At 55.5% G+C, this 20,314-nt stretch carries 18 protein-coding genes and 1 pseudogene; 7 read left to right on the top strand and 12 right to left on the bottom strand.

The genetic code is table 11. The features are described from left to right. Nucleotides 1-811 precede the first annotated feature (811 nt). Complete coding sequence (gene aroB, locus SYN7336_RS19550; RefSeq protein ID WP_026101166.1) at nt 812-1,912, bottom strand: 3-dehydroquinate synthase; 1,101 nt, start codon at nt 1,910-1,912, stop codon at nt 812-814. Nucleotides 1,913-2,042: 130 nt separating this feature from the next. On the opposite strand from aroB, the gene SYN7336_RS19545 reads away from it, so the two are divergent. Continuing rightward, a complete protein-coding gene (locus tag SYN7336_RS19545; protein WP_202951122.1) occupies nt 2,043-2,906 on the top strand; it encodes a Tab2 family RNA-binding protein in 864 nt (287 codons plus the stop codon). Between the two features lie 34 nt (nt 2,907-2,940). Here SYN7336_RS19545 and SYN7336_RS19540 read toward each other — a convergent pair whose 3' ends face one another. The 5 genes from SYN7336_RS19540 to SYN7336_RS26890 form a co-directional block, all read right to left on the bottom strand. Next, complete coding sequence (locus SYN7336_RS19540) at nt 2,941-3,966, bottom strand: diguanylate cyclase domain-containing protein (protein WP_162139125.1); 1,026 nt, start codon at nt 3,964-3,966, stop codon at nt 2,941-2,943. Nucleotides 3,967-4,025: 59 nt separating this feature from the next. Further along, entirely contained in the window at nt 4,026-5,165 is a 1,140-nt protein-coding gene (locus SYN7336_RS19535) for a PAS domain-containing sensor histidine kinase (RefSeq protein WP_017327629.1), read from the bottom strand. A 124-nt stretch (nt 5,166-5,289) separates the two neighbouring features. Continuing rightward, nucleotides 5,290-6,606 (bottom strand): cell wall metabolism sensor histidine kinase WalK, encoded by a 1,317-nt coding sequence (locus SYN7336_RS19530; protein WP_017327628.1) that lies wholly within the window; start codon nt 6,604-6,606, stop codon nt 5,290-5,292. A 147-nt stretch (nt 6,607-6,753) separates the two neighbouring features. After that, nucleotides 6,754-7,128, bottom strand: a complete 375-nt coding sequence (locus SYN7336_RS19525) for a VOC family protein (protein ID WP_026101163.1) — start codon at nt 7,126-7,128, stop codon at nt 6,754-6,756. Nucleotides 7,129-7,158: 30 nt separating this feature from the next. Further along, a complete protein-coding gene (locus SYN7336_RS26890; protein ID WP_017327626.1) occupies nt 7,159-7,872 on the bottom strand; it encodes an HAD family phosphatase in 714 nt (237 codons plus the stop codon). 153 nt (nt 7,873-8,025) lie between these two features. Here SYN7336_RS26890 and SYN7336_RS26885 point away from each other — a divergent pair, with 153 nt between their 5' ends. Together SYN7336_RS26885 and SYN7336_RS19510 are read left to right on the top strand one after the other, a co-directional pair. Continuing rightward, nucleotides 8,026-8,349: an AbrB/MazE/SpoVT family DNA-binding domain-containing protein gene (locus SYN7336_RS26885; RefSeq protein WP_202951121.1), complete on the top strand. Its 324-nt coding sequence runs from the start codon at nt 8,026-8,028 to the stop codon at nt 8,347-8,349. A 108-nt stretch (nt 8,350-8,457) separates the two neighbouring features. Beyond that, complete coding sequence (locus SYN7336_RS19510) at nt 8,458-9,111, top strand: DUF938 domain-containing protein (RefSeq protein WP_038027338.1); 654 nt, start codon at nt 8,458-8,460, stop codon at nt 9,109-9,111. Between the two features lie 112 nt (nt 9,112-9,223). Here the strand turns inward: SYN7336_RS19510 and SYN7336_RS19505 are convergent, their stop codons facing one another. After that, nucleotides 9,224-9,691: a phosphate-starvation-inducible PsiE family protein gene (locus SYN7336_RS19505; RefSeq protein WP_017327623.1), complete on the bottom strand. Its 468-nt coding sequence runs from the start codon at nt 9,689-9,691 to the stop codon at nt 9,224-9,226. A 303-nt stretch (nt 9,692-9,994) separates the two neighbouring features. On the opposite strand from SYN7336_RS19505, the gene SYN7336_RS19500 reads away from it, so the two are divergent. Together SYN7336_RS19500 and SYN7336_RS26880 are read left to right on the top strand one after the other, a co-directional pair. Then, nucleotides 9,995-11,197, top strand: coding sequence for a site-2 protease family protein (locus tag SYN7336_RS19500; RefSeq protein ID WP_017327622.1), 1,203 nt, complete (start codon nt 9,995-9,997; stop codon nt 11,195-11,197). A gap of 118 nt (nt 11,198-11,315) precedes the next feature. Next, nucleotides 11,316-13,199 carry a penicillin-binding protein 2 gene (locus SYN7336_RS26880; RefSeq protein ID WP_156820238.1) on the top strand — a complete coding sequence of 628 codons (1,884 nt, stop codon included), beginning with the start codon at nt 11,316-11,318 and terminating at the stop codon, nt 13,197-13,199. A 217-nt stretch (nt 13,200-13,416) separates the two neighbouring features. On the opposite strand, the pseudogene SYN7336_RS26875 reads toward SYN7336_RS26880, so the two are convergent. Further along, a pseudogene (locus SYN7336_RS26875) lies at nt 13,417-13,818 on the bottom strand (DUF4351 domain-containing protein); the annotation flags it as partial. 334 nt (nt 13,819-14,152) lie between these two features. Between SYN7336_RS26875 and pdhA the strand changes: the two are divergent. Then, nucleotides 14,153-15,184, top strand: a complete 1,032-nt coding sequence (gene pdhA / locus SYN7336_RS19485; RefSeq protein ID WP_026101161.1) for a pyruvate dehydrogenase (acetyl-transferring) E1 component subunit alpha — start codon at nt 14,153-14,155, stop codon at nt 15,182-15,184. Between the two features lie 50 nt (nt 15,185-15,234). After that, nucleotides 15,235-16,218: an alpha-ketoacid dehydrogenase subunit beta gene (locus SYN7336_RS19480; protein WP_026101160.1), complete on the top strand. Its 984-nt coding sequence runs from the start codon at nt 15,235-15,237 to the stop codon at nt 16,216-16,218. Nucleotides 16,219-16,300: 82 nt separating this feature from the next. On the opposite strand, the gene SYN7336_RS19475 is transcribed toward SYN7336_RS19480, so the two are convergent. The 4 genes from SYN7336_RS19475 to SYN7336_RS26870 form a co-directional block, all read right to left on the bottom strand. Further along, nucleotides 16,301-17,377 carry a phosphotransferase gene (locus SYN7336_RS19475; protein WP_038026122.1) on the bottom strand — a complete coding sequence of 359 codons (1,077 nt, stop codon included), beginning with the start codon at nt 17,375-17,377 and terminating at the stop codon, nt 16,301-16,303. A gap of 87 nt (nt 17,378-17,464) precedes the next feature. Beyond that, on the bottom strand, nt 17,465-18,295 hold the full coding sequence (locus tag SYN7336_RS19470) for an ABC transporter permease (RefSeq protein ID WP_202951120.1): 831 nt from the start codon (nt 18,293-18,295) through the stop codon (nt 17,465-17,467). Further along, nucleotides 18,292-19,191: an ABC transporter permease gene (locus SYN7336_RS19465; protein WP_017327615.1), complete on the bottom strand. Its 900-nt coding sequence runs from the start codon at nt 19,189-19,191 to the stop codon at nt 18,292-18,294. The genes SYN7336_RS19470 and SYN7336_RS19465 overlap by 4 nt, the downstream gene beginning before the upstream one ends. A gap of 17 nt (nt 19,192-19,208) precedes the next feature. Next, the gene (locus tag SYN7336_RS26870) at nt 19,209-20,309 is read right to left on the bottom strand and encodes an ABC transporter ATP-binding protein (RefSeq protein ID WP_017327614.1); all 1,101 of its coding nucleotides are present in this window, start codon (nt 20,307-20,309) and stop codon (nt 19,209-19,211) included. Nucleotides 20,310-20,314: the final 5 nt, after the last annotated feature.

The following is a 20,314-nucleotide window of genomic DNA, read 5'->3' as shown; positions in this document are numbered from 1 at the left end:
GAAAGGCCATCACTGACTGTGTCTACTTGCCAAACTACACAAGCATTATAGATTAAGCTTTTGTGCAGAGATCCAAGGACACAAAAAGTGCAGGAAACCTTGTTTACAGGCTGATCACCCTAGCTTAGGACCGCTATATGCCATTTTACCTGCAGAAAAAGGTATTTTATCAGCAAACCCTTAGCTAGCAAGGCTTTGAGCGATCATCAGGCCGGAACTAGCATACCAGGTCCGGTGAGCCTATTTTTGCAAAGAATCTATATCCTCCTTCCAATCTGGCTGCTTGATACCAGTACTTAAAATGTAATCATACCAAGGGATATTAAGAAAAAGACAGATTGACTGACCCATGCCCACATTAAGATCGTCAGGTGCGGCGACAGCCACCCTACGACCCGATCCCGGCCGATTGGGCTTCAGCAGAGACCGATACGCTGCCTCATGATGCTCCTGCAACTCAGCCTCTTACCTCTGCGAGGAAATTTTTTTCTGAGCTGTGCCAGTTCTAACTGTAACTGAGCCATTGCCTTTTCCAGCAGACGCAGTTTTTTTGAAGGCATCACGACCTTTACCTACATCGGCAAGCTAGGATACTACCAATTAGCCAGATCGGGAGTCGTTACCACAAAGGTTCCCGTCGGCTGCGTCAGAAATTGGTTTGCACCCACCAACTTGCGCGTCCAATACTTGATCCGAAGTATTGGAACTCCCCCTACCCTCGAGATCGCTAGTTTAACCGAATATCCTCTTTCCCAAGATACTGCCTCCTACCCAAAAAGCGATCGCCCCACAGTCTGTCACCCAATCGAACTCAAGCCTGCATTGCTTCCAACACCTGCAAGACATCGCCATCCCCCACTGCATCCGTTATCTCCACCCGCCCGATCGCCCGAGGCAACACAAACCGAACCTTCCCCGACTTCACCTTTTTATCGCTGTGGGTGAGGGCCACAACACGATCGCGATCGATCTCGGCAGGCAGCCGAACGGGCAACCCACAACGCTCCATCAAATCCCGCTGGCGATCGCCATTCCCCCGCTCCCACCAACCCAAATTGCTCGCAATCCGGGCCGCCGCCTCCATCCCCAACGCCACCCCCTCGCCATGACGGTAGCGACGATAGTGCGTCGCACTCTCGATCGCATGCCCCACCGTATGCCCATAATTGAGAACCGCCCGCAGCCCCCCCTCCTTCTCATCCTGCACCACCACATCCGCCTTGCAGCGAGCCGACTGCTCGATCGCGTGAAATAACGCTGCAGCATCGAAGCTGCGAAAGCTCGCGAGCTGAGATAAATTCTCCAGATACTCGAACAACTCCGGCATCCGAATCACCCCATATTTAATCACCTCCGCCATCGCTGCTCGAAACTCTCGCGGCGGCAGAGTTGCCAGCACATCTGGATCGATCCAGACCAAGCGCGGCTGCTTGAATGCGCCGATGAGATTCTTGCCTTGGGGATGATTCACCCCCGTTTTGCCCCCGATCGCAGCATCCACCATCGCCAGCAATGTCGTAGGCACCTGCACCACCTGAATTCCCCGCAGCCAAGTGGCCGCCGCAAACCCTGCCATATCCCCAATCACGCCCCCCCCCAGCGCCACAATGGTGGAAGACCGTTCCAAACCGGCAGCGAGGGCCGCATCGTAGATTTTTTGGACCGATCGCAGGGTCTTATAGCGCTCTCCGGCAGGGAGAATGCAAGTGGAGGGCATAAAATCAGCCTTGCCCAGACCGTCTAACACCGCCCGACCGTAGTGCTTGAAGATAACGGGATTGCTGACCACTAAGACCTTTTGGCTCAAACCGCGCTCGACCATCGCACAACCCAACTGCGTCAGGCTGCTGGAGGCGATCGCAATGTCGTAGGGGGTGTCGGGCAGACAAACGGGAATGGAAACAGCAGACATAGATTCAGCTAGCATCAGGGTGTTCAAATCAAGTTAAGACTGAGTAAAAATTCGGATCTCCTGTCATCATTGCAGACATCTTCCATTAGGCTATCTGGGAGAGACCCTTTTGCCCAGCGGAGGAACGCGCGTGGCTTTGCAGTATTCGAGACTGAGAAAAGTCGGACCGGTCTGGCAGGTGGATTTTTACCGCTGCCCCCTCAAAGATAAGGCAGGTAAGGTGCTGTGGCTGCTGCTGGCCTGCACCAGCGATCGCGCTCTAGAACTGGTTGCCTTTTGCCCGCAAGATCGGGCCAACTCGGCCTGGGTGGCTCAACAATTCGAGCAATGGTTCCAGGTCCACTGCACCCCGCAGCGAATCAAAGTCTTTCGCCCAAAATCGTTCTCCCTGCTGTCAGCCGCCTGCCAGTCACTCAATATCCCGATTGAAGCCAGCCGCCATACCCCAGCCCTCAAACATCGGTTGCAGTTGCAAGACCAACTCTACCCAAGCTTGGAGGGCTACACCGGCGAAGCATACGACCCCTTAGAACTCGATCCGCCTCCCCCTCAACCCCTCCCCCAAGACCTGCAAGGCACTCGCTGGCAACTGGCTTCCCTCTCCCGTCCCGATCTACAAGCCTTTGCCAACCGCTCCATCCCGATCGCCAATCTCAAGCTCTCCCTGAGCCTGAATCGATTGAGGGAAGACGTGCAAATACCCGGAGCTATTTTTTATGGCGAAAAGCAATCGCTGCAACTGGCCCGCTGGTTTGACGACGCCTCCCCCGTTTCTCTGCACCTTATTTTTGGCAATCCGAATGGACTCGTGCTGGAGGCAGGACTCGCCGATCGATGGATTGTGGCAACATTTGACGATCGCACCGTGCAAAATGCTGCTGTGAAATTCGAGCAGCGCAAATCTGATAGCGCAGGATTGCACTTTCTCCTGGTTTTACCCGATGAATCGGGGGTAACGGTGACGGGGTTGTGGTTGCTTCGGGCTGAGGTGTAACGGGCACCTGAGGGATGAGTTGAGAGATCGGGCACTAACCGGTTCGAGGGGACAAGGGAGAGTCAGGACGCGCCACGTAAAGTCTGGCATCCACTGCCTTGAGATGGGATTGAAGCAGGCGTTCGATCCAATAAAGCAGATCTTCGAGCTCGAAGGGTTTGGGCACGAACAGATCGGCACCTGCTTCGAGCACCGCAATGCGATCGCCGTCGCTGCCGAGAGCCACTAGCAACATCTCCGACTCGCTCGCGAGCGATCGCAAATAGCGACAGGTGGCAACCTCGGGATCGGGATCGACGATCGCCACATTCGGGCGCCAAGCCTCGATCGAGCCAGCAGCTTCGCGGGCGGAGTTACAGAGATTCACTTCATAGCCTTCCAGTTCCAACCGTACTTGCAAGAGGCAAGCTAGAGCCGCATCCGGCACAATAGCTAGAACTTTAACTTGAGGGGCGCGGGTATCCTGCCACAGGTGTAAAGCCTTGTCTCGACTGGAGGAGGGCTCTTGCTTGCGAGCGAGCACCTCTTGCATGCGATCTTCACTGACGAAGGTGCTTTGGCGCTGGCAGCGGGCTAGAGCATTGGTCGCGACTGCTGCCGAGCAGATCTCGGGAATCATTTTCAAGGGATGGGGGTGGTGGGTGTAGCTGACGAGGCCGATGCATACCTGCACTAACGGACAGCGACAGCCAATCCCGTTGCGACCGTTGCCGACCAAAAAACCGCGTTCGATATCTAGAGGGTGATAGAACTGTCCCAGAAGGTGCTGCCAGCGATCGCAAATGGCGCTTGCATCTGCTTCTGCCCGATCCACCCGCGAAAAGCCCAAAAACTCATCTCCCCCCACGCGATATAGGTGACAGTCGTCGGGGAGTTGAGCTGCGAGCAGCACCTGAAAGACTTCCAGCAGATGCTCTCCTGCCACAAAACCGTAGAACTGGTTGTAGGCACGGAAATAGCGCAAATCGGCGTAGAGCAACACCCAATCGTGACGCTGAGAGAGTTCCACCCGCAGGTAGGTTGCAATATCAGTCCCACTTCGATCTTCAAGAAGTTGCATGCGTGCAGGTGGGGCAGGCCGAGACGTACGACAAGGGGACGGGGAAAATAGGCCGGAGATTAAAGCAAAGAATTGGCCCATTCGGGTACGGGTTCCGAGCGATCCTCTGGGGCTCCGGGGGGAATCCAGCGAATGCCGGGGGTGCTGGGTAGGTCGATGTGGCAGGTGGTACCTCGATCGAGTTGACTTTCGATATCGATGTGCCCGCCAAAGCTTTCTACGAGCGATTTGGTGATGTACAGACCCAACCCAGGCCCCGCTCGATCGCGGGTGAGGGGGCTCTCGATATGGTTGAAGCGGGTGAAAAGGTGGATCAGTTGTTCTTCAGACATCCCCATCCCGCTGTCTGCGATCTCGATGCTGACGCGGTTGGGGTCGGCAGCGTGAAGGCCCGCCTTGACAGTGACGGAGGTATCGGGTTCGGAATATTTGAGGGCGTTATCGAGCAGGTTGGCGAGAATTTGATCCAACCGGTAGGGATCGGCCCAGACGGTGGGCAGGTCGGGCAACAATTCGAGCTCGATCCGTGCTTGGGTATCGGGGGGAAATGCGGACAGGACGCGATCGAAGGCTTCCGATAGGGCCAGTTGTTGGGGGGAGTTGTGCAGTCGTCCCGACTGGATGCGGGAGACGAGCAGTACATCTTCCACCATGTGAATCAGCCGATCGGCTTGGTCTTTGACAATGGACAGAAAGCGTTCTTGCTGCAGGTCACTCAGTTGGCCGTGGCATTGCAGCAGGGTGTCCACAAACCCTTTAATGCTGGTCAGGGGGGTGCGCAGTTCGTGGCTGACGGTGGCGACAAAATCGGTGTGGGCTTGTTCGAGCTGTTGCTGGCGGGGCTGGAACGTCCACAAGCGGTGCCAACCTTCAGCCTGCTTTAAGTCTGGAGGGCAATCGCGGGCGATCGCCTTGAATTCGAGCACGGGACTCGTGTCGGTGGCATGGGGATGCCCCGCCTGCATGGGCTGCGATTTGAGGCTGGCCGCGATCGCCACAGCAGATTGATGGAGACTGCTGCGTTCGGCAATCTCCTGAAGTTGGGGAAAGGATTGCGACAGCGGATGGCCCACCATCGCTTCAGCGGCAATGCCGGTCATTTCCAGCATGGGAGCATTCCACACCAAAACTTTGCCGGAGCGATCGGTACAAACCACTCCCACACTCAGGCTATTGAGTAGATCGAGAGCACTTTTCATATAGCCGATCTAACACGGTTGCCGCTCGGTTTGGAGGGAAAAAAAGGTTAAGTCAAGACTTGGAAGGGGATCTTGTTGAGTTTCTCAAGTTTTTGAAATCTAACGATATTTATTGGGACAAAACTCAAAATCCTGATGCTCCAGTTGGTGCGCTCATGCGGCGACTGAGCGTAAACGTCAGGCAAGCTCCCCCTAGCTCGGGATGGTTCCGAGCCGAAATCTGTCCCCCATGCACCTCGACAATTTGTTTGGCGATCGCCAAGCCCAGCCCCGTGCCTCCCTGGCTGCGAGCCCGCCCGGGATCGGCCCGATAAAACCGCCCGAAAACCGAATCCACAGTATTTGGCGGAAAACCGGGGCCGCGATCGCAAATTTCGCAGCGAATACAGTCTTTCTCTAGGCCAATGTTTAACTGGATGGCCGCACCCTCGGGGCTATATTTGAGCGCGTTGTCGAACAGATTGAGGAACAGGCGATGCAAGCGGGGGCGATCGCCACAAAACTCCACCTGTCCCGGCCCTGCATAGGTCAGCGTCACCCCTTTCTGGGCCGCCAGTGGCTCCAAACTGCGCCAAGCGGAATGACAAACTTCCGCCAGATCGACGGCATTCACCTGTAGGGCAGCTTGCAACTTGAGATCGAGCCGACTCAATTCCAGCAAGTCTTGGACCAGATCGCTCAAGCGCAGGATTTCGTTGAGCAACCGATCGACCCACTTGCGCAGGGGGGCATCCACTCGCGATTGCAGTGTCTCGGCCAGCAGGCGAATTGAGGTCAAGGGGGTTTTGAGTTCGTGGGCCACATCCGACGCCCATCGATCGCGCTGTTGGGCTAGCTGCGTAGCTTCGCGGCGATCCTCCAGCAAAACCCCCACCTGCCCTTCCGAAAGGGGAATCCCCCAGCCCCGCAACGGCAATGGCTTACTTTCTCCATCGGGGGGATAAAACGACCACTCCCGCATTTCTAATGGCTCGCCCTCGGATTGCCTGCCCGCTTGCAAGGGATCTCTCCCCACCCATTGGGGCGATCGCCGCCGAGTGGCCTGCACGAGTCGATCTAATTCATACGAGCGCACCCATTCCAGCAGCACTTTGTTGCCCGGTCGCCAGTTGGGAATATCGAACAACTGGCGGGCAGCCAGATTGCAGGCCAACATGCGGTTGTGGCGATCGACCTGGATAAATCCCAACGGCAAGGCGTTTTGCAGCGTTTTGCAATCATCTAGCTGTTGCTGCAATTGAGTCTGTTGCTGTAGCTGCTTGCGTCGGATTTCGATGACTTGACTTAAATTTTGGGCCAGCAGATCGCTGCCGGACGCTTCTGCTCGCACGACCCCCAGTTTGCGAAATAGGCGATCGGCATTGTGGAGCAAGCGCCGCCGCCACTGCAGGTGCAGTCCCAGTCCCAGACCCAATCCCAACAATATCCAGATCGCTGCCATGCGCAGGTCGTCTGCTTGCGTTCTCTCGAGTGCTGGCGCGCGGGCGGTTGCACGAGGTTGCCGATCGCCAGTCTCGGTTGTCCCAACTCTTCAACCTTACTCTCCAATTTTGCAGCTAACCTGCCAAAGGGTGCTGCTGAGACGTTTTTAGTCAGTCGGGTAGCCAAACATGATGCGATGGCCGTCAGATGTGCGAATGGCAAACTCGCGCATGCCCCACGGTTCGTCGCGCAGCTCTTTTAAGATGGCGGCTCCGTTTTGCTTGACGGTGTTGAAGTACGTCTCGATGCGATCGACAATTAGGTAGGCAAAGTAAGAATGGTCGCCCAACTCCTGCGGCGGAATGGCATCTGGGCACTCTCCAGCCATAATGCAGCAATTGTCTTTCACAAAGAACCGCCATCCCGGATCTCCAATTGCTTCGATCTCGAAACCGAGAACATCTCGATAGAAGTGTGCCGAGGCTTCCAGATTGGGGACAGCAAGCACGTATCTAGACTCTGTAATTCTAGGGTCTGCCATCGTGAAGCGCGATCGGCGACAACCGCTTCATTATAGCCGTGCCGGATGTCCGCGATCGCGATCCTCAACTCCGATCGCCTGCATCTGTTCTACTAGACAGCAAGCCTCGTGCAGGGAGGGCAAGACTCGGTAGAGCGACGACAGCACTTCCGGCTCTGGCTGCTGTAAGTCCGGCACCATAACTGTCACCGCTCCGGCCGCTGCTGCTGCTTTCGCTCCCGTATTCGAATCCTCAAACACCAAGCAATGCTCGGGAGCAACCCCCAATTGCCGTGCAGCTTGAATATAGATGTCGGGAGCGGGCTTGTTATTCGGCACCTCGTCTCCCGCGATCGCATGGGCGAAACGCGGCCCAATCCCCGCTGCCGAAATGCTCAATTGGGCTTCGGAACGGTGGCTGGCGGTGGCGATCGCCTTCGGGATGTCCAATGCTTCTAACAGATCGAGCAGTTCGAGCAATCCTGGCTGTAAGGGAATGCCGTTAGCCAAAATGTGCTGGCGCCAATGCTGCTCCCGCAACCCCCGACAGTCCCGGACGGGAAACTCCCGCCCAAATATTTCTAGCAACAACCGATCGCAGTCCTCGTTACTGCGCCCCACAAACCCTCCGTACCAGTCCCCCGCCAACTCGTAACCCAAGTCAGTCACCGCCCGCTGCCAAGCCAAGCGATAAATGGGCTCGGTGTTCAACATCAGCCCATCCAGGTCGAACACAACGGCTCGAATGCGATCGCGATTCAGCATCTCAAACTGCCACGCTTAAAAACGCCAGACTGTGCAGCGATTCATAACGATACTGCAACCACCGTAATACCGTAAGAATACAATCCAGTACGATGGTGCTAACCACGTGCCAACATAGCTGCTATGTCTCGAAAAGCTGCGCCCATTTCAAAAGTGACCGCAAAGTATCAGACCACCATACCGCAATCCATTCGCGAAGCTTTAGGGATTCGTGCGGGCGATCGAGTTCAGTTCGAACTTGAGGGGGAACGGGTCGTGTTGCGCAAGTTGCCCGACCTCGCTTGGGATGACCTCGAAGCTGTCTCGGAAACTTTAGGGGAGTGGGCTTCGGCGGCTGATGGGGAAGCTTATGACAATTGCCTGACTCTCGATCGAGTTAGAGCAGGTGTAGAGACTGGAATGACCTATCTCGAACGAAAAGCATGGTTGAGAAAGTCTAACTTAGGTGAGTTTTGGGGGCTGAAACCCCCTGTTTAGGCTCTGGCTCAAAAGATTGTCTACAATTTAATACCCAGTGGGTTTGTGTCCTACTGGGTATTTTTGTATATGCCCAACACGTTAGAAAACTTACGGGATGAGAATGGAATGGCTGTGAATGAAAATCCCCAAGTGAGAGATGCTCGGCAGTACGCCCCCGCGACATTGCGCAATCGCGAGCCGATCTTGCAGATTCTTTCGGACATCTTGCCCGCGACCGGAACAGTGCTGGAAGTGTCTAGCGGCACGGGAGAACATGCAGCCTTTTTTGCCCCTCAGTTGCAGCCCCTCCAGTGGATTCCCTCGGACCCCAATCCGATCGCCCGATCGAGCATTGCGGCTTGGCGATCGCACTCGCAAGCCCAAAGTCTCTACCCTCCACTGGCCTTAGATGCCTGCGCAGCAGTCTGGCCGGTAGAGCGGGAGGAGTTCCCAGCAGACTGGCGGGATATTGTGGCGATCGTCAATATCAATATGATTCACATCGCCCCTTGGAAAGCTTGTTTGGGGCTAATGGCAGGGGCAGCGAGGATTTTGCCGCCAGAAGGACTGCTGTATTTGTACGGGCCGTTCAAACGGGAGGGGAAACATACGGCTGCGAGTAATGCGGCATTCGATGCAAGTTTGCGATCGCAAGATCCCGAGTGGGGGGTGCGGGATTTGGAAGATGTGGTGCGGGCGGCAGGCGATCGCGGCTTGCAGTTGGCTCGAACCGAGGCCATGCCTGCCAACAACTTATCTGTCGTTTTCAAACGCTCCTAGAACCGTTTGACTAACAATCAAGCGACCATAGGTCAAAGGCCCAAACTGTCCAGATGGGACTTTGGGCCAGATGAGACTTTAAGCCAGATGAGGCTTTAAGCCAGACGAGACTTTAAGCCGGAGGGGAATTATTTTTTATGGGTTGCTTGACCAACCAGTAACTTGTGGCTAGGGCGACGATCGCGAGCCCCAAGCCAATCAGTTTGAGACCGGGGGTAGCAGAAAAATCTAGGATGATAATTTTACGGGCAACGGCGATGAGTGCCGTTACAATCACCAGTTCCACCTGAAAAACATTCCGTTTTAAGTAAAAAGTCACATTCTCCAGCAGTTCGATGGCAATCAGAACATCGAGAATCAGCCCAAAAATCTTGAATAAGTCCGTCTCGAACTGACCGTAGGGGGGCGCGATCAGTTCTGCCAGAATCGAAATGCCTAACTGAATGGCAGCGACAAAAATCACCACCACTAGCGAAAGCGCTAAGATCCGGCTGGCGATGCCTACCACTCGTTCGAGCGATCGCAAAAAACTGGCTGCCTCTAAACTATTGCGCAAATGTCGTTTGAACTGCTTGAACACAGCGGCTGTTTCCTCTCTCGGAGCTGCTCTATCGCGATTGTGCCTCCCTATCGCGCCTCGGCAAACTAAACATCTGGCGATCGCTCGACCGATCGAGGATATCTCCCATGCTAGGCTTGCGAGCTGAGCTGACCCAGAGAGGCGTTCACTATACATTGGATTAAGTAGGCCGCGAACCGTGGAAAGAACGAGGTAGGGTGAAGATAAACTGTGGCAACCGACTCGCTAGTTCCTCTCGCCGGTCCCTAGCTTCCCCCGTTGTCCTGCCGCCGACTAGCCGCTGTACTGTTGAAAGGAACTGTCATGAGAGGTGGTCTCAGAGTTGGAAACCTATTTGGGATTCCCTTTTACATCAACTACACCTGGTTTGCGATCGCCGGATTGCTGACGCTGTCTTATGCCTTCAATCTGTTAAATTTCAACTCATCCTGGAATCTTCCCACAGCATTGGCAGTCGGTCTGGCAACATCCTTAGGCTTGTTTGGTTCGGTCTTGGCCCACGAACTCGCCCACAGTTTGGCCGCCCGAGCCCAAGGGATTTCCGTCACATCGATTACGCTGTTCATTTTTGGCGGCATGGCCACCATCGAGCGGGAGTCAGATAACCCCTGGGCCGCGTTTCGGGTGGCGATCGCCGGTCCTCTACTCAGCTTTGCCCTATTCTTAGCGCTCAAACTGGTGCAATTGTCTCGCTTAGTCCCCGAGACATCGGGTCTGGGCGTGTGGGTCTCAAATATTGCTGGAGCCAATCTCATCATTGCGCTATTCAACCTCATTCCCGGCTTGCCCCTCGATGGCGGTCAAATTCTCAAGGCTGTTGTGTGGGGGGTGACGGGCGATCGCCACACGGGCATGAAATGGGCGGCGCGATCGGGGCAAATTGTGGGGTGGGGCACGATCGGGCTCGGTCTGCTGCTGGGATTCGCCGAAAGCTCTTTTGCAGGACTGTGGATTGGCTTCATTGGGCTATTTATCCTCAACAGCGCGCGGCGATACAGTCAGTACCTACAACTCCAACAGGTGCTGACTCAGTTAATGGCACGGGATGCCATGCGGCGGAATTTTCGCGTTGTGGATGTGGCCCTGACGCTGCGAGAATTTGCCGATCGCTATTTGATTCCTGCCGAGGAGCGAGAGGTGTTTTTTGCCGACTGCGACGGTCGCTATAAGGGCATGGTGGACCCAGAGGCAATGCGGCAGATCGAGCGCAGCCAATGGGAACTCGAGAACTTATACGCCATTCTGACCCCGATGGACCAATTGGAAGGTATTGCGGAAGAGGCATCCATTCCCGAAGTGATTCGTCTGATGCGTAACGGCGATCGCGCCCGCGTTCCCGTCCTATCGCCCACAGGGGCGATCGCGGGGTTGATCGATAAAGGAGATATTGTGCGCAGTTTGGGCGAGCGGTTGGGGATTGCAATCTCTCCCGAATTAGTGCAGCGGGTGCGGGAAGAAAACAAGTTTCCGGCAGGATTTCCGGTCGATATTGATTCTCCGGCGTAGCCGAGGGGTACTCTGAATCTCCTCCCGCTCTGCAACATTGGCAATCTATTGAGGGGATGACCCGAACTGAAATCCTGTCAGTAAACTGGGCTTCAGTGATTGATTCCTCTCTCCACCTGTGACTCCATCCCGGCTAAGCCAATCGGTCGGACGAGCCCGCCATCGGCGGCCATCGCCCTCCCCCCCCTCCGAACGCATGCTGCAGCGGCGGTTGTGGTGCGCGGGATCGATCTTCTTTATTGGGATGTCGATCGCGGGGCTGCGGTTCGTGCAGTTGCAGGCAATTCAGCGGCAAGTATGGCGACAGCAAGCGATCGCACAGCAGCGACGGCTGCTGAGCCAGCCAGTGTTTCGGCGATCGATTGTGGATCGCCGCTCCGTAGCTCGCCACGAGGCAGAATTTTTGGCGATCGACCGACCGACTTATACGCTTTGGGCTCGGCCCGAACAATACAAGCAGGCCGAAACGGGGGAGATTTTGGCCGAGATCGTCGCCCCGATTGTGGATCGCCCCCGAGCGGAATTGCGCCAGATTTTTACAGCCGAATGGCCGTCGATCGCGGCACGCGATCTCTCTGAAGCACAGACCCATCGACTCCGACAGGCCATTAACGCAGCCCAACGAGATCGCCATCTCGATCTGAGTGGTTTCGACCTACAACCCTCCCGACAGCGGGTTTATCCCCACGGCGAGGTGGCAGCAGCGGTGGTGGGGCACATTGGCTTTACTGGCGCGGCAGGAGAGGTGGAGCCGCAAGGACTAGCTGGCATCGAGCTAAAGTGGCAAGAGCAGATTGACTTCGATCCTCCTGCCGCCGTGGAGGTCTGGCAGGACGGTCTGGGGGCGGTACAGGCAGCCAGTCACTCGGCCAATGGCAACCTGCAGGTGGACGAACAGGTGGTGCAATTGACGCTGGACATGCGCCTGCAGCGGGCAGCCCAGGCGGCCTTGCGTAAAGGTATGGCCGAATATGAAGCAGAACGGGGGGCTGCGATTGTGATGAATCCCCATACAGGCGAAATCTTAGCGCTGGTCGACGAACCCACCTACGATTCCAACCACTACTACGACTACGACATCAGCCGCTATCGCAATTGGGCGGTGGCCGAACGTTACGAGCCGGGGTCCACCTTCAAGCCCATCTCGGTCGCCCTCGCGCTGCAAGCCAATGCCATTCAACCCGGCACCCTCGTGGAAGATACGGGACTGATGGCCGTGGGGGGACATACCATTCAAAATTACGATTACAATCCCGCCGCAATTCCCGGTTGGCTCGACATCAGTCAGGTCTTGCAGCGATCTAGCAATGTGGGTACGGTGCGCATTCTGGACCTCCTGGGACGAGAGCCATTCTATGAGGGCTTACTGAGTTTGGGATTGGGACAGCCCAGTGGCGTCGATTTTCCCCTAGAACCGTCTAGCTACATCAAAGATCGTTTCCCGACGGTGAATTACCCGATCGAAGCGGCGACGGCTGCCTTCGGCCAGGGGATTGCGGTCACGCCTCTCCAACTGGTGCAACTCCATGCCGCGATCGCCAATGGAGGCTATCGAGTCACCCCCCATGTGATGCGCGGCTTGGTCGATCGCGATACAGACGAGCTAATGTGGCAACCCGAGCGGCCTCAGCCCGAACGGGTGCTGTCGGCAGAGGTAACGGCTGCAGTGCGGCAGATGCTCTTGGATGTGGTGGAACGGGGCAGCGGTAGCAATGTGGCGATCGAGGGCTATCAAATCGGCGGCAAAACCGGCACGGCCCAAAAGTCCGACGGCAGTGGCTACTTACCCCGAAGTCAGCGGATTACCAGCTTTATCGCCTACTTCCCCGCCCTAGAGCCTCAATACGTCATCCTGGCTGTGACAGACAATCCTCAGGGAGACAGTGCCTTTGGCGGGACTGTCACTGCTCCCATCGTGCGATCGATTATCGAAGAAATTATCGCCAACGATATTCTCCATCCCCAGCGACAGGCCACTGAACTCCCGAGCCGCGATGAGTAAGTGACACAATGCTCCCGAACTTGACTCTGGAACTCCAGCCCAGACTGCGACCTATGCGACTGTTGCGAGTCTGCAATTTTTAGGTGGCCAGTGTAGGCTCTAATTTTCAAACCAAGAGCCCCCAATCTGCTTTGGCACAGAACGTGTATCGCTAACCTAGCAAATGGTCTAGGGCTAATGACATCTTGCGGGAGAGTCCGCCATCTAAGTCTGGAGATTACGACTCAGAGGGCTTTTGGGCCAAGTATTCGGCCAGTTGTTCGAGTGAGTCAGCGGCTAGGACTGTATCGACTAACTCTTCTAGCTGCACTACGCTCAGCGCCTGAAGTTGAGCCTGAAGCGAACTCGGAATAGAGCCGAACCGACCTTCCATTAAACGCAGCAGTATGCGAAGCGCTTGTTGTCGCCCCTGTTCGAGCCCCTGCTGCAGTCCTTTGGTCAGACCGATCCTTTCCACACTGCTGATGTAAGGCATCCTCTGCTCCCGCTCGTAAGCTTGAATCTCCTCCCAAACCTCTTGCTCCAACTCCTCCGGCAATGCCATCACCCAATCGATGAAGTGAAAGAGCTGGATGATGTCCTCGCGCTCGAAGCCCCGTTCGTAGAGCCGCCGAATCAGAGGTATGGCCATGTATCGGGCAAGCCGCAAAGTCACATTTACCCTACAACACCAGCAGGGTAAGGTCGAGACTGTCTGTGGGCTCTCGCAGTCTGCCAGCCGTGGCCAGGAACTCCATTGATATACCTCTTGAATTGACAGACCTGGATTGGCCGGTAACTTCTGGGCTGGAAATCTCCTGAGTTGAGCACAGACTTGTAGAAGAACTGAAGATCCGGACGTTAAGTCTTTATGATAATTTTAGAAATCGGTGCTCAATCGAGACCCAACTGCAAGTCCGATCGCCTGCCCGCCCCATCTCTGTCCCGACACCCTGCTTCGTGCAGACTTCCACATGGTCCAAGAACGCATCGCCCCCCCTACACTGACTCACCTGCCGCCGCCGAACACTCCTAAGGCCCAGGTGAATCGTGCTGAAGCCTCGATGCTTTACCGCGATCTGCAGTTGGGGCGACAGTTCGAAGACAAGTGCGCCGAAATGTATTACAAGGGTAAGATGTTTGGCTTCGTCCACCTCTACAACGGACAGGAAGCCGTTACCACTGGCGTCATTAAAGCCCTCAAAGCCACCGACTACGTCGCAGGCACCTACCGCGAACACGTCCACGCCCTCAGTGCTGGCGTTCCCGCCCGCTCGGTCATGGCAGAACTCTTCGGCAAAGCCACCGGCTGCAGCAAGGGGCGAGGGGGCTCGATGCACCTGTTTTCTGCCGAACACAATTTCTTGGGCGGCTACGCCTTTGTGGCCGAAGGTATTCCAGTCGCCACCGGCACAGCGTTTGCCGCCAAGTATCGGGGAACGGACCAAGTCACCGCTTGCTTCTTTGGCGATGGTGCTTCCAACAACGGCCAGTTTTTCGAATGTCTCAACATGGCTCAGTTGTGGAAGCTGCCCATTATTTACGTGATTGAGAATAACAACTGGGCGATCGGCATGTTGCACGAGCGCGCCACCTCCGATGTGGAGATTTATAAAAAGGCTGAAGTCTTCGGCATGCCCGGTTACCGCATTGACGGGATGGATGTCTTAGCCGTCCGCAAGGCCGCGCAGGACGCGATCGCGCGGGCGCGAGCCGGTGAAGGACCGACGCTGCTGGAGTGCATGACCTACCGCTTCCGGGGCCACTCCTTGGCAGACCCCGACGAGCTGCGGGAGGTCGAGGAAAAAGAATTTTGGCGACAGCAGGATCCGATTAAAGCGTTCGAGCGCTATGCCCTAGAGCACGAGTTGATGGCGCAAGCGGAGCTGGATGAGATTTCTCTAGACATTCGCAAAGAAGTCGAGGATGCCGTCCAGTTTGCCTTCGACAGCCCCGAACCAACTGTGGACGAGCTGTATCGATTTGTGTTTGCTGAAGACGAATAATTCGCCCCCCAATGACTCGACCCCATTCCCCCTATCTGGAACTGTTAAAGATGGCAGAAACGTTGTTATTTAATGCTTTACGCGAAGCGATCGATGAAGAGATGGCCCGCGACGATGCGGTCTTCGTCATGGGTGAGGATGTGGGCCATTATGGCGGCTCTTATAAAGTCACCAAAGATCTTTACGAGAAATATGGCGAGCTGAGACTTCTGGATACCCCGATCGCCGAGAATAGCTTTACTGGCATGGCTGTGGGTGCGGCCATGACGGGATTGCGTCCGATTGTGGAAGGCATGAATATGGGCTTTTTGCTCTTAGCCTTCAACCAAATTGCCAACAATGCAGGCATGTTGCGCTACACCTCGGGCGGCAACTTCAAAATTCCCCTCGTGATTCGGGGTCCGGGAGGGGTAGGCCGTCAACTGGGGGCAGAGCACTCCCAACGTCTGGAGTCTTATTTCCAAGCAGTACCCGGCCTGAAAATGGTGGCTTGCTCTACCCCTTATAACGCTAAGGGGCTGTTGAAAGCTGCCATTCGCGACGACAATCCCGTTCTGTTCTTCGAGCATGTCTTGCTCTACAACCTCAAAGAGGAGTTGCCCGAGGGAGAATATTTATTGCCGTTGGACAAGGCTGAAGTGGTCCGTCCCGGCGAAGATATTACGATTTTGACCTATTCCCGCATGCGCTATCACGTCATGAAGGCGATGGATAGTTTGGTGGCTAACGAAATCGATCCCGAAGTGATTGACTTGATTTCCCTCAAGCCACTGGATATGGAAACCATTACCGAGTCGGTGCGCAAGACCCATCGGGTGCTGATTGTGGAAGAGGGGATGAAATCTGGAGCGATTGGTTCCGAGTTGAGCTCCCGCATTATGGAAGAACTGTTTGACGAACTCGATGCCCCCGTGGCTCGCTTAGCCTCTCAAGATATTCCCACCCCCTATAATGGCACGTTGGAAAATGCCACGATTGTGCAGCCTGACGATGTGGTGCAGGCGGTGGAAGAAATGCTGATGGTGGCAGTGTAGGCGATCGCTGCTTGCCATTCTTTGCAATAGACCCGCTTAGTATGCTCTCGCGCCCCATTTTCCGAGGAGGCTGAAACCATTGTCAAGGTAGGGGTTCCTCCAGTAGCGCCATCACCTCAGACCACATCTGGGGAAACTGTTGTTGACTGGCCTGCAGCCGCTCCATGCGAGACGCTGCACTGGCACTTTCTTCTACTAAATCGGCATACCAGCGACGGGCGGCAACCCAGTAGCCAGCCGTCCAGCAGATCGATCGCAATGCCGGAAAAGCCCCGAATACTGCGAAGTGGACCTTTATTTTCTTCACTAGTTCGCTTTCTTCCAAAGCATTGTAATAAGCGTTCAGGAAAAACTGTTTGTCGCCAGCAGGCATCTGATAGCCGTGGCGGCGACGAATGGTCACCGGAGACAGGAAGTGACCTAAATCTCCGGCAGGTGAGCCAATCTCGGCCCATTCCCAGTCAATCAGGTAGGCTTGCCGATCGTCGATAACCCAGTTTTCATAGGTATGGTCGCTATGTACCAGACACTCATAGGGATACTCCGAGAGTAGTGTTTCTGCCGTGAGGCGAGTCTGGGCCTTAGCCAGCAACGACTCCAGCATTTTGACAATATCTGGATTTGCCTCTGGAGCATCCAAATAAGGTTGGGCGTAGTCTCGCGATTCTTGCCAGAAGAGCATCAGAGGATGGCTGACCCGCTGCACTTGCGGCATTAGCTGACGGATATCCCCATAGCCTGGTTGTAGGGGCAACCGATGCAGTCGCGCCAGGGTGACGGCACACTGCTGGAGGTGCTGGCGACTATAATCTATCGGCACTCCAGCAATGTAGTTAGTAATTAAATAGGTGTACGGAAAATCTTTGCCAGACTCCAATTGCTCCCCTAGCAGCTCGTGACCTAGGCCAGACCCGTGGAGGTAGCGCAGAATTGTCCATTCGAAAGCTGTCAAGCGGCTAAAGTCGCCCTCGAAGCGCTGATTGGGGGTGTTCGCGGCAACCCGCACGAGACGATCTGCATTCCATCGGAAAATGATGTTTGCCTCGCCGTGGGCCATAAGGTCTAAGGTATCGCCGCCCTTCCATAACTGACGAGATTGAAGATGCGATCGCAGTTCCTTGCGAAGCTGCTCGAGATTCAGTGGAGTTGAAGACGCCAATAGACCTGACAGAACTCGACAGAAATTGGATTGCCATAGTTAACATGAACGCAGACTCATATAAATGACGCCTTAAAATTTAATGCCCTACCTGCGCTTTGCCTGCTGCCACAATCGGAAGAGCCAGGTGGCGATCGCCATTCCCCCCAGAGTCAGCGCCATGGTAATGCTAGAGGCGGCGGCGACCAATGGCGTCAACGTGTAAAGCAGGTTTGGCCAAATCACCTTAGGCAGCGTTTCAATCGCTGGGGTACTGAGAAACAGAGCCACGACCACTTCATTCAAAGACAGAATAAATGCCATAGTCGCCCCCACCATTACCGCTGGAGCAATCAGGGGTAGGGTAACCCGGCGAAAGCTGGCCAAAGGGCTAGCGCCCAATCCACGGGCAGCTGCTTCCAGGTCTGGATTGAGATCCTCCAGGGCTGACCGAATCACTAGAAATACCACCGGCACGCTCCAGAGGCTGTGAGCAGCGGCCAGAGAAAAATGAGAGCCCCAAATACCCAGCTTGTGTACAAAGGGCAAAAGCGCCATTGCCAGCACTACAGCGGGCACAAACAAAGGCAGCAGCAATGCACCCGACAGCAGCTTGGCTCCGCGAAAGTGAAATCGGGTCACGGCTAACGCCGAGCAGCCTCCGCTCGCTAGAGAACCGAATACAGTCATGGCAGCAACAATTAGGCTATTCTTTAACCCCATCGTCCATTGGGGGTTTTGAAAAAAGCTTTGATACCATCGCAACGACCACTCCCGCACTGGCGGGCGCAAAAAATTGCTCGGGGTAAAAGAGATCCAAAACACGTAGACCAAGGGCCACAGCATCGCCAGCAGCAGCAGGATGCTAAAGCCCACCAAACCCACCACTAAACCCGCGTTCATCCAGGAACTACGATGCTGTAAACCTAAAATTTTCACGATCGCCTCCTGATTGCCCACCGGCTTGAGAGGGCGTACATTGTCATGCAAATCCCTACCGCCACCAGCACGATCGCAGCCTCAGCCGCTCCTCTCGGCCAGTTGAGATTTTCAAAGGTCTGCTTGCGAATATCCACCGCCAGGGTAATTTCCTGCGGACTGCCCAGCAGACTGGGAGCTTCTAGCAACCCCAGAGCAAAGATCGAGCTGAGCATAGCCGCCAGAGTTAACCCCGGCAGTGACAGGGGAAACGTTACCCGCCAAAACGCCTGCCAGGAACTGGCTCCCAGTCCCCGAGCTGCGGGCAGCAGGTTGGCGTCAATGCGATCTAGCGCTGTCACCAAAATCAACACCGCGTAGGGAACAATCGCATACACCCCACCAATAACCACCCCGGTGAAATTGTGAAACAGCATCAGCGGTGCAGAGACAATGCCCAGGCCCACCAACGCCTGATTGATGGGGCCAGAATGACTTAACAACAGCTGAATGCCATAAATGACGATCAGCGGGTTTGCCAGCTTCGGCAAAATGACAGCAGCCAGAGCGATCGACTTGAGCCACAGGGGCAGCCGATGAATCACCAGGCTCAGGGGGTAGGCTAGCAGTAAGATGAGTAGGGTCAGGCTGATGCCCAGGGCCACAGTGAAGGTCAACACTTCATAGAAGTAGCTGTCCTGAAAGAGAAATTGATAGGCTTCCAGGGTCCAGGTGCCCGGTTCGTAAAAACCACCGCCGCCGATGCCAAATCCACTGTTGCCGCCCCCAGCATAAAAACTAACTCGTACCAGTAGGATTATCGGCACCCAAAAAAAGAACAATAAGAGGACCAATGCCGGTGTCGCCAGCAGCCAATGGGCAGGCAGACGCGATAGCAGAGTCCAGTTTTTGTTCATAGCAGGGCAAGGAATAACTAATAATTTGTGGTCGCTAGCAGGCCCAAGGCCCTGGCGGGCTCGTAATGGGGAACGATCCAAATGCGATCGCGATCGAACCCCACTGGCAAGATGTCCCCTACTCGAGCCGGGGGTAACTCCTCGGGTCGTCCGCGCACTTTCAGCACGGTTCCCTGAAAAATCTCCACTTTCAACAGGCGATCGCTGCCCAAAAATGTAGACTCAACCACCTGAGCTTGCCAAGAGTAGGAACAATCTAGAGCGGCCCGACCCGCGACGCAGTGCTCGGGACGAATCAGCAGCCAGGTGCCCGGTACTAATGCCCCAAGCAGCGAAGAGAACTGCAAACCGCCTACTAATTGCACCCCTACCGAAGTCACTGTCTCGACCTGAAACAGATTTGCCTCCCCGACAAACCGAGCCACAGCAAGGGTAGCCGGTTGCTGATATAGTGCCGTAGGCGAATCGATCTGCAAAAATTGCCCCTGCATCATGACTCCCACCCGATCGGCCATAGAAAAGGCTTCGTCCTGGTCGTGGGTAACCAGAATAGTCGTCACTCCAGTCCGCCGCTGAATGTCGCGAAGTTCCCCTCGCAGCCGTTCCCGTAGCTTGCGATCTAGGTTTGCCAGAGGTTCGTCTAGCAGCAACAACTCGGGCTCGATCGCCAGGGCACGGGCTAATGCCACCCGCTGCTGCTGCCCTCCAGATAACTCTCGAGGATAGCGCCGACGTTCGGAATTAGAGAGTCCGACTCGATCCAACATTGCTTCTACCCGCTGCCGACGATCCTGACGGGACAGTCCCCGCACCGCTAAGCCAAAGGCGACGTTTTCTCTAGCAGACAGGTGGGGAAAGAGGGCATAGTTTTGAAACACCATGCCCACATTGCGGCGCTCTGGCGGCTGATGAGTGAGGCACTGCCCAGCGATGATAATCTCTCCCGAATTTGGCATCAAATATCCGCCAATCAGTCGCAAGAGGGTGGTTTTGCCGCAGCCGGAGGGTCCCAATAAGCAGAAAAACTGCCCTGACTCTACCGCCAAATCAACCCCATCAATGGCAGCAGGCCCCGGCCCAAAGGTTCGTCTTAGAGATTCAATTCGCAGGGCTTCCATCGCAC

Source organism: Synechococcus sp. PCC 7336 (assembly GCF_000332275.1).
In the GTDB taxonomy this organism is placed as follows: Bacteria; Cyanobacteriota; Cyanobacteriia; order Thermostichales; family PCC-7336; genus PCC-7336.
Note: the sequence above shows the minus strand (reverse complement) of the source record. Positions and strands in the feature narration are given on the sequence as shown.

Excerpts from the sequence above, each read along its gene's own strand:
- aroB (WP_026101166.1), bottom strand. The coding sequence starts at position 1,912 with ATGTCTGCTGTTTCCATTCCCGTTTGTCTGCCCGACACCCCCTACGAC.
- SYN7336_RS19540 (WP_162139125.1), bottom strand. The coding sequence starts at position 3,966 with ATGCAACTTCTTGAAGATCGAAGTGGGACTGATATTGCAACCTACCTG.
- SYN7336_RS19535 (WP_017327629.1), bottom strand. The coding sequence starts at position 5,165 with ATGAAAAGTGCTCTCGATCTACTCAATAGCCTGAGTGTGGGAGTGGTT.
- SYN7336_RS19530 (WP_017327628.1), bottom strand. The coding sequence starts at position 6,606 with ATGGCAGCGATCTGGATATTGTTGGGATTGGGTCTGGGACTGGGACTG.
- SYN7336_RS19525 (WP_026101163.1), bottom strand. The coding sequence starts at position 7,128 with ATGGCAGACCCTAGAATTACAGAGTCTAGATACGTGCTTGCTGTCCCC.
- SYN7336_RS26890 (WP_017327626.1), bottom strand. The coding sequence starts at position 7,872 with ATGCTGAATCGCGATCGCATTCGAGCCGTTGTGTTCGACCTGGATGGG.
- SYN7336_RS19510 (WP_038027338.1), top strand. The coding sequence starts at position 8,458 with ATGGCTGTGAATGAAAATCCCCAAGTGAGAGATGCTCGGCAGTACGCC.
- SYN7336_RS19500 (WP_017327622.1), top strand. The coding sequence starts at position 9,995 with ATGAGAGGTGGTCTCAGAGTTGGAAACCTATTTGGGATTCCCTTTTAC.
- pdhA (WP_026101161.1), top strand. The coding sequence starts at position 14,153 with ATGGTCCAAGAACGCATCGCCCCCCCTACACTGACTCACCTGCCGCCG.
- SYN7336_RS19480 (WP_026101160.1), top strand. The coding sequence starts at position 15,235 with ATGGCAGAAACGTTGTTATTTAATGCTTTACGCGAAGCGATCGATGAA.
- SYN7336_RS19465 (WP_017327615.1), bottom strand. The coding sequence starts at position 19,191 with ATGAACAAAAACTGGACTCTGCTATCGCGTCTGCCTGCCCATTGGCTG.
- SYN7336_RS26870 (WP_017327614.1), bottom strand. The coding sequence starts at position 20,309 with ATGGAAGCCCTGCGAATTGAATCTCTAAGACGAACCTTTGGGCCGGGG.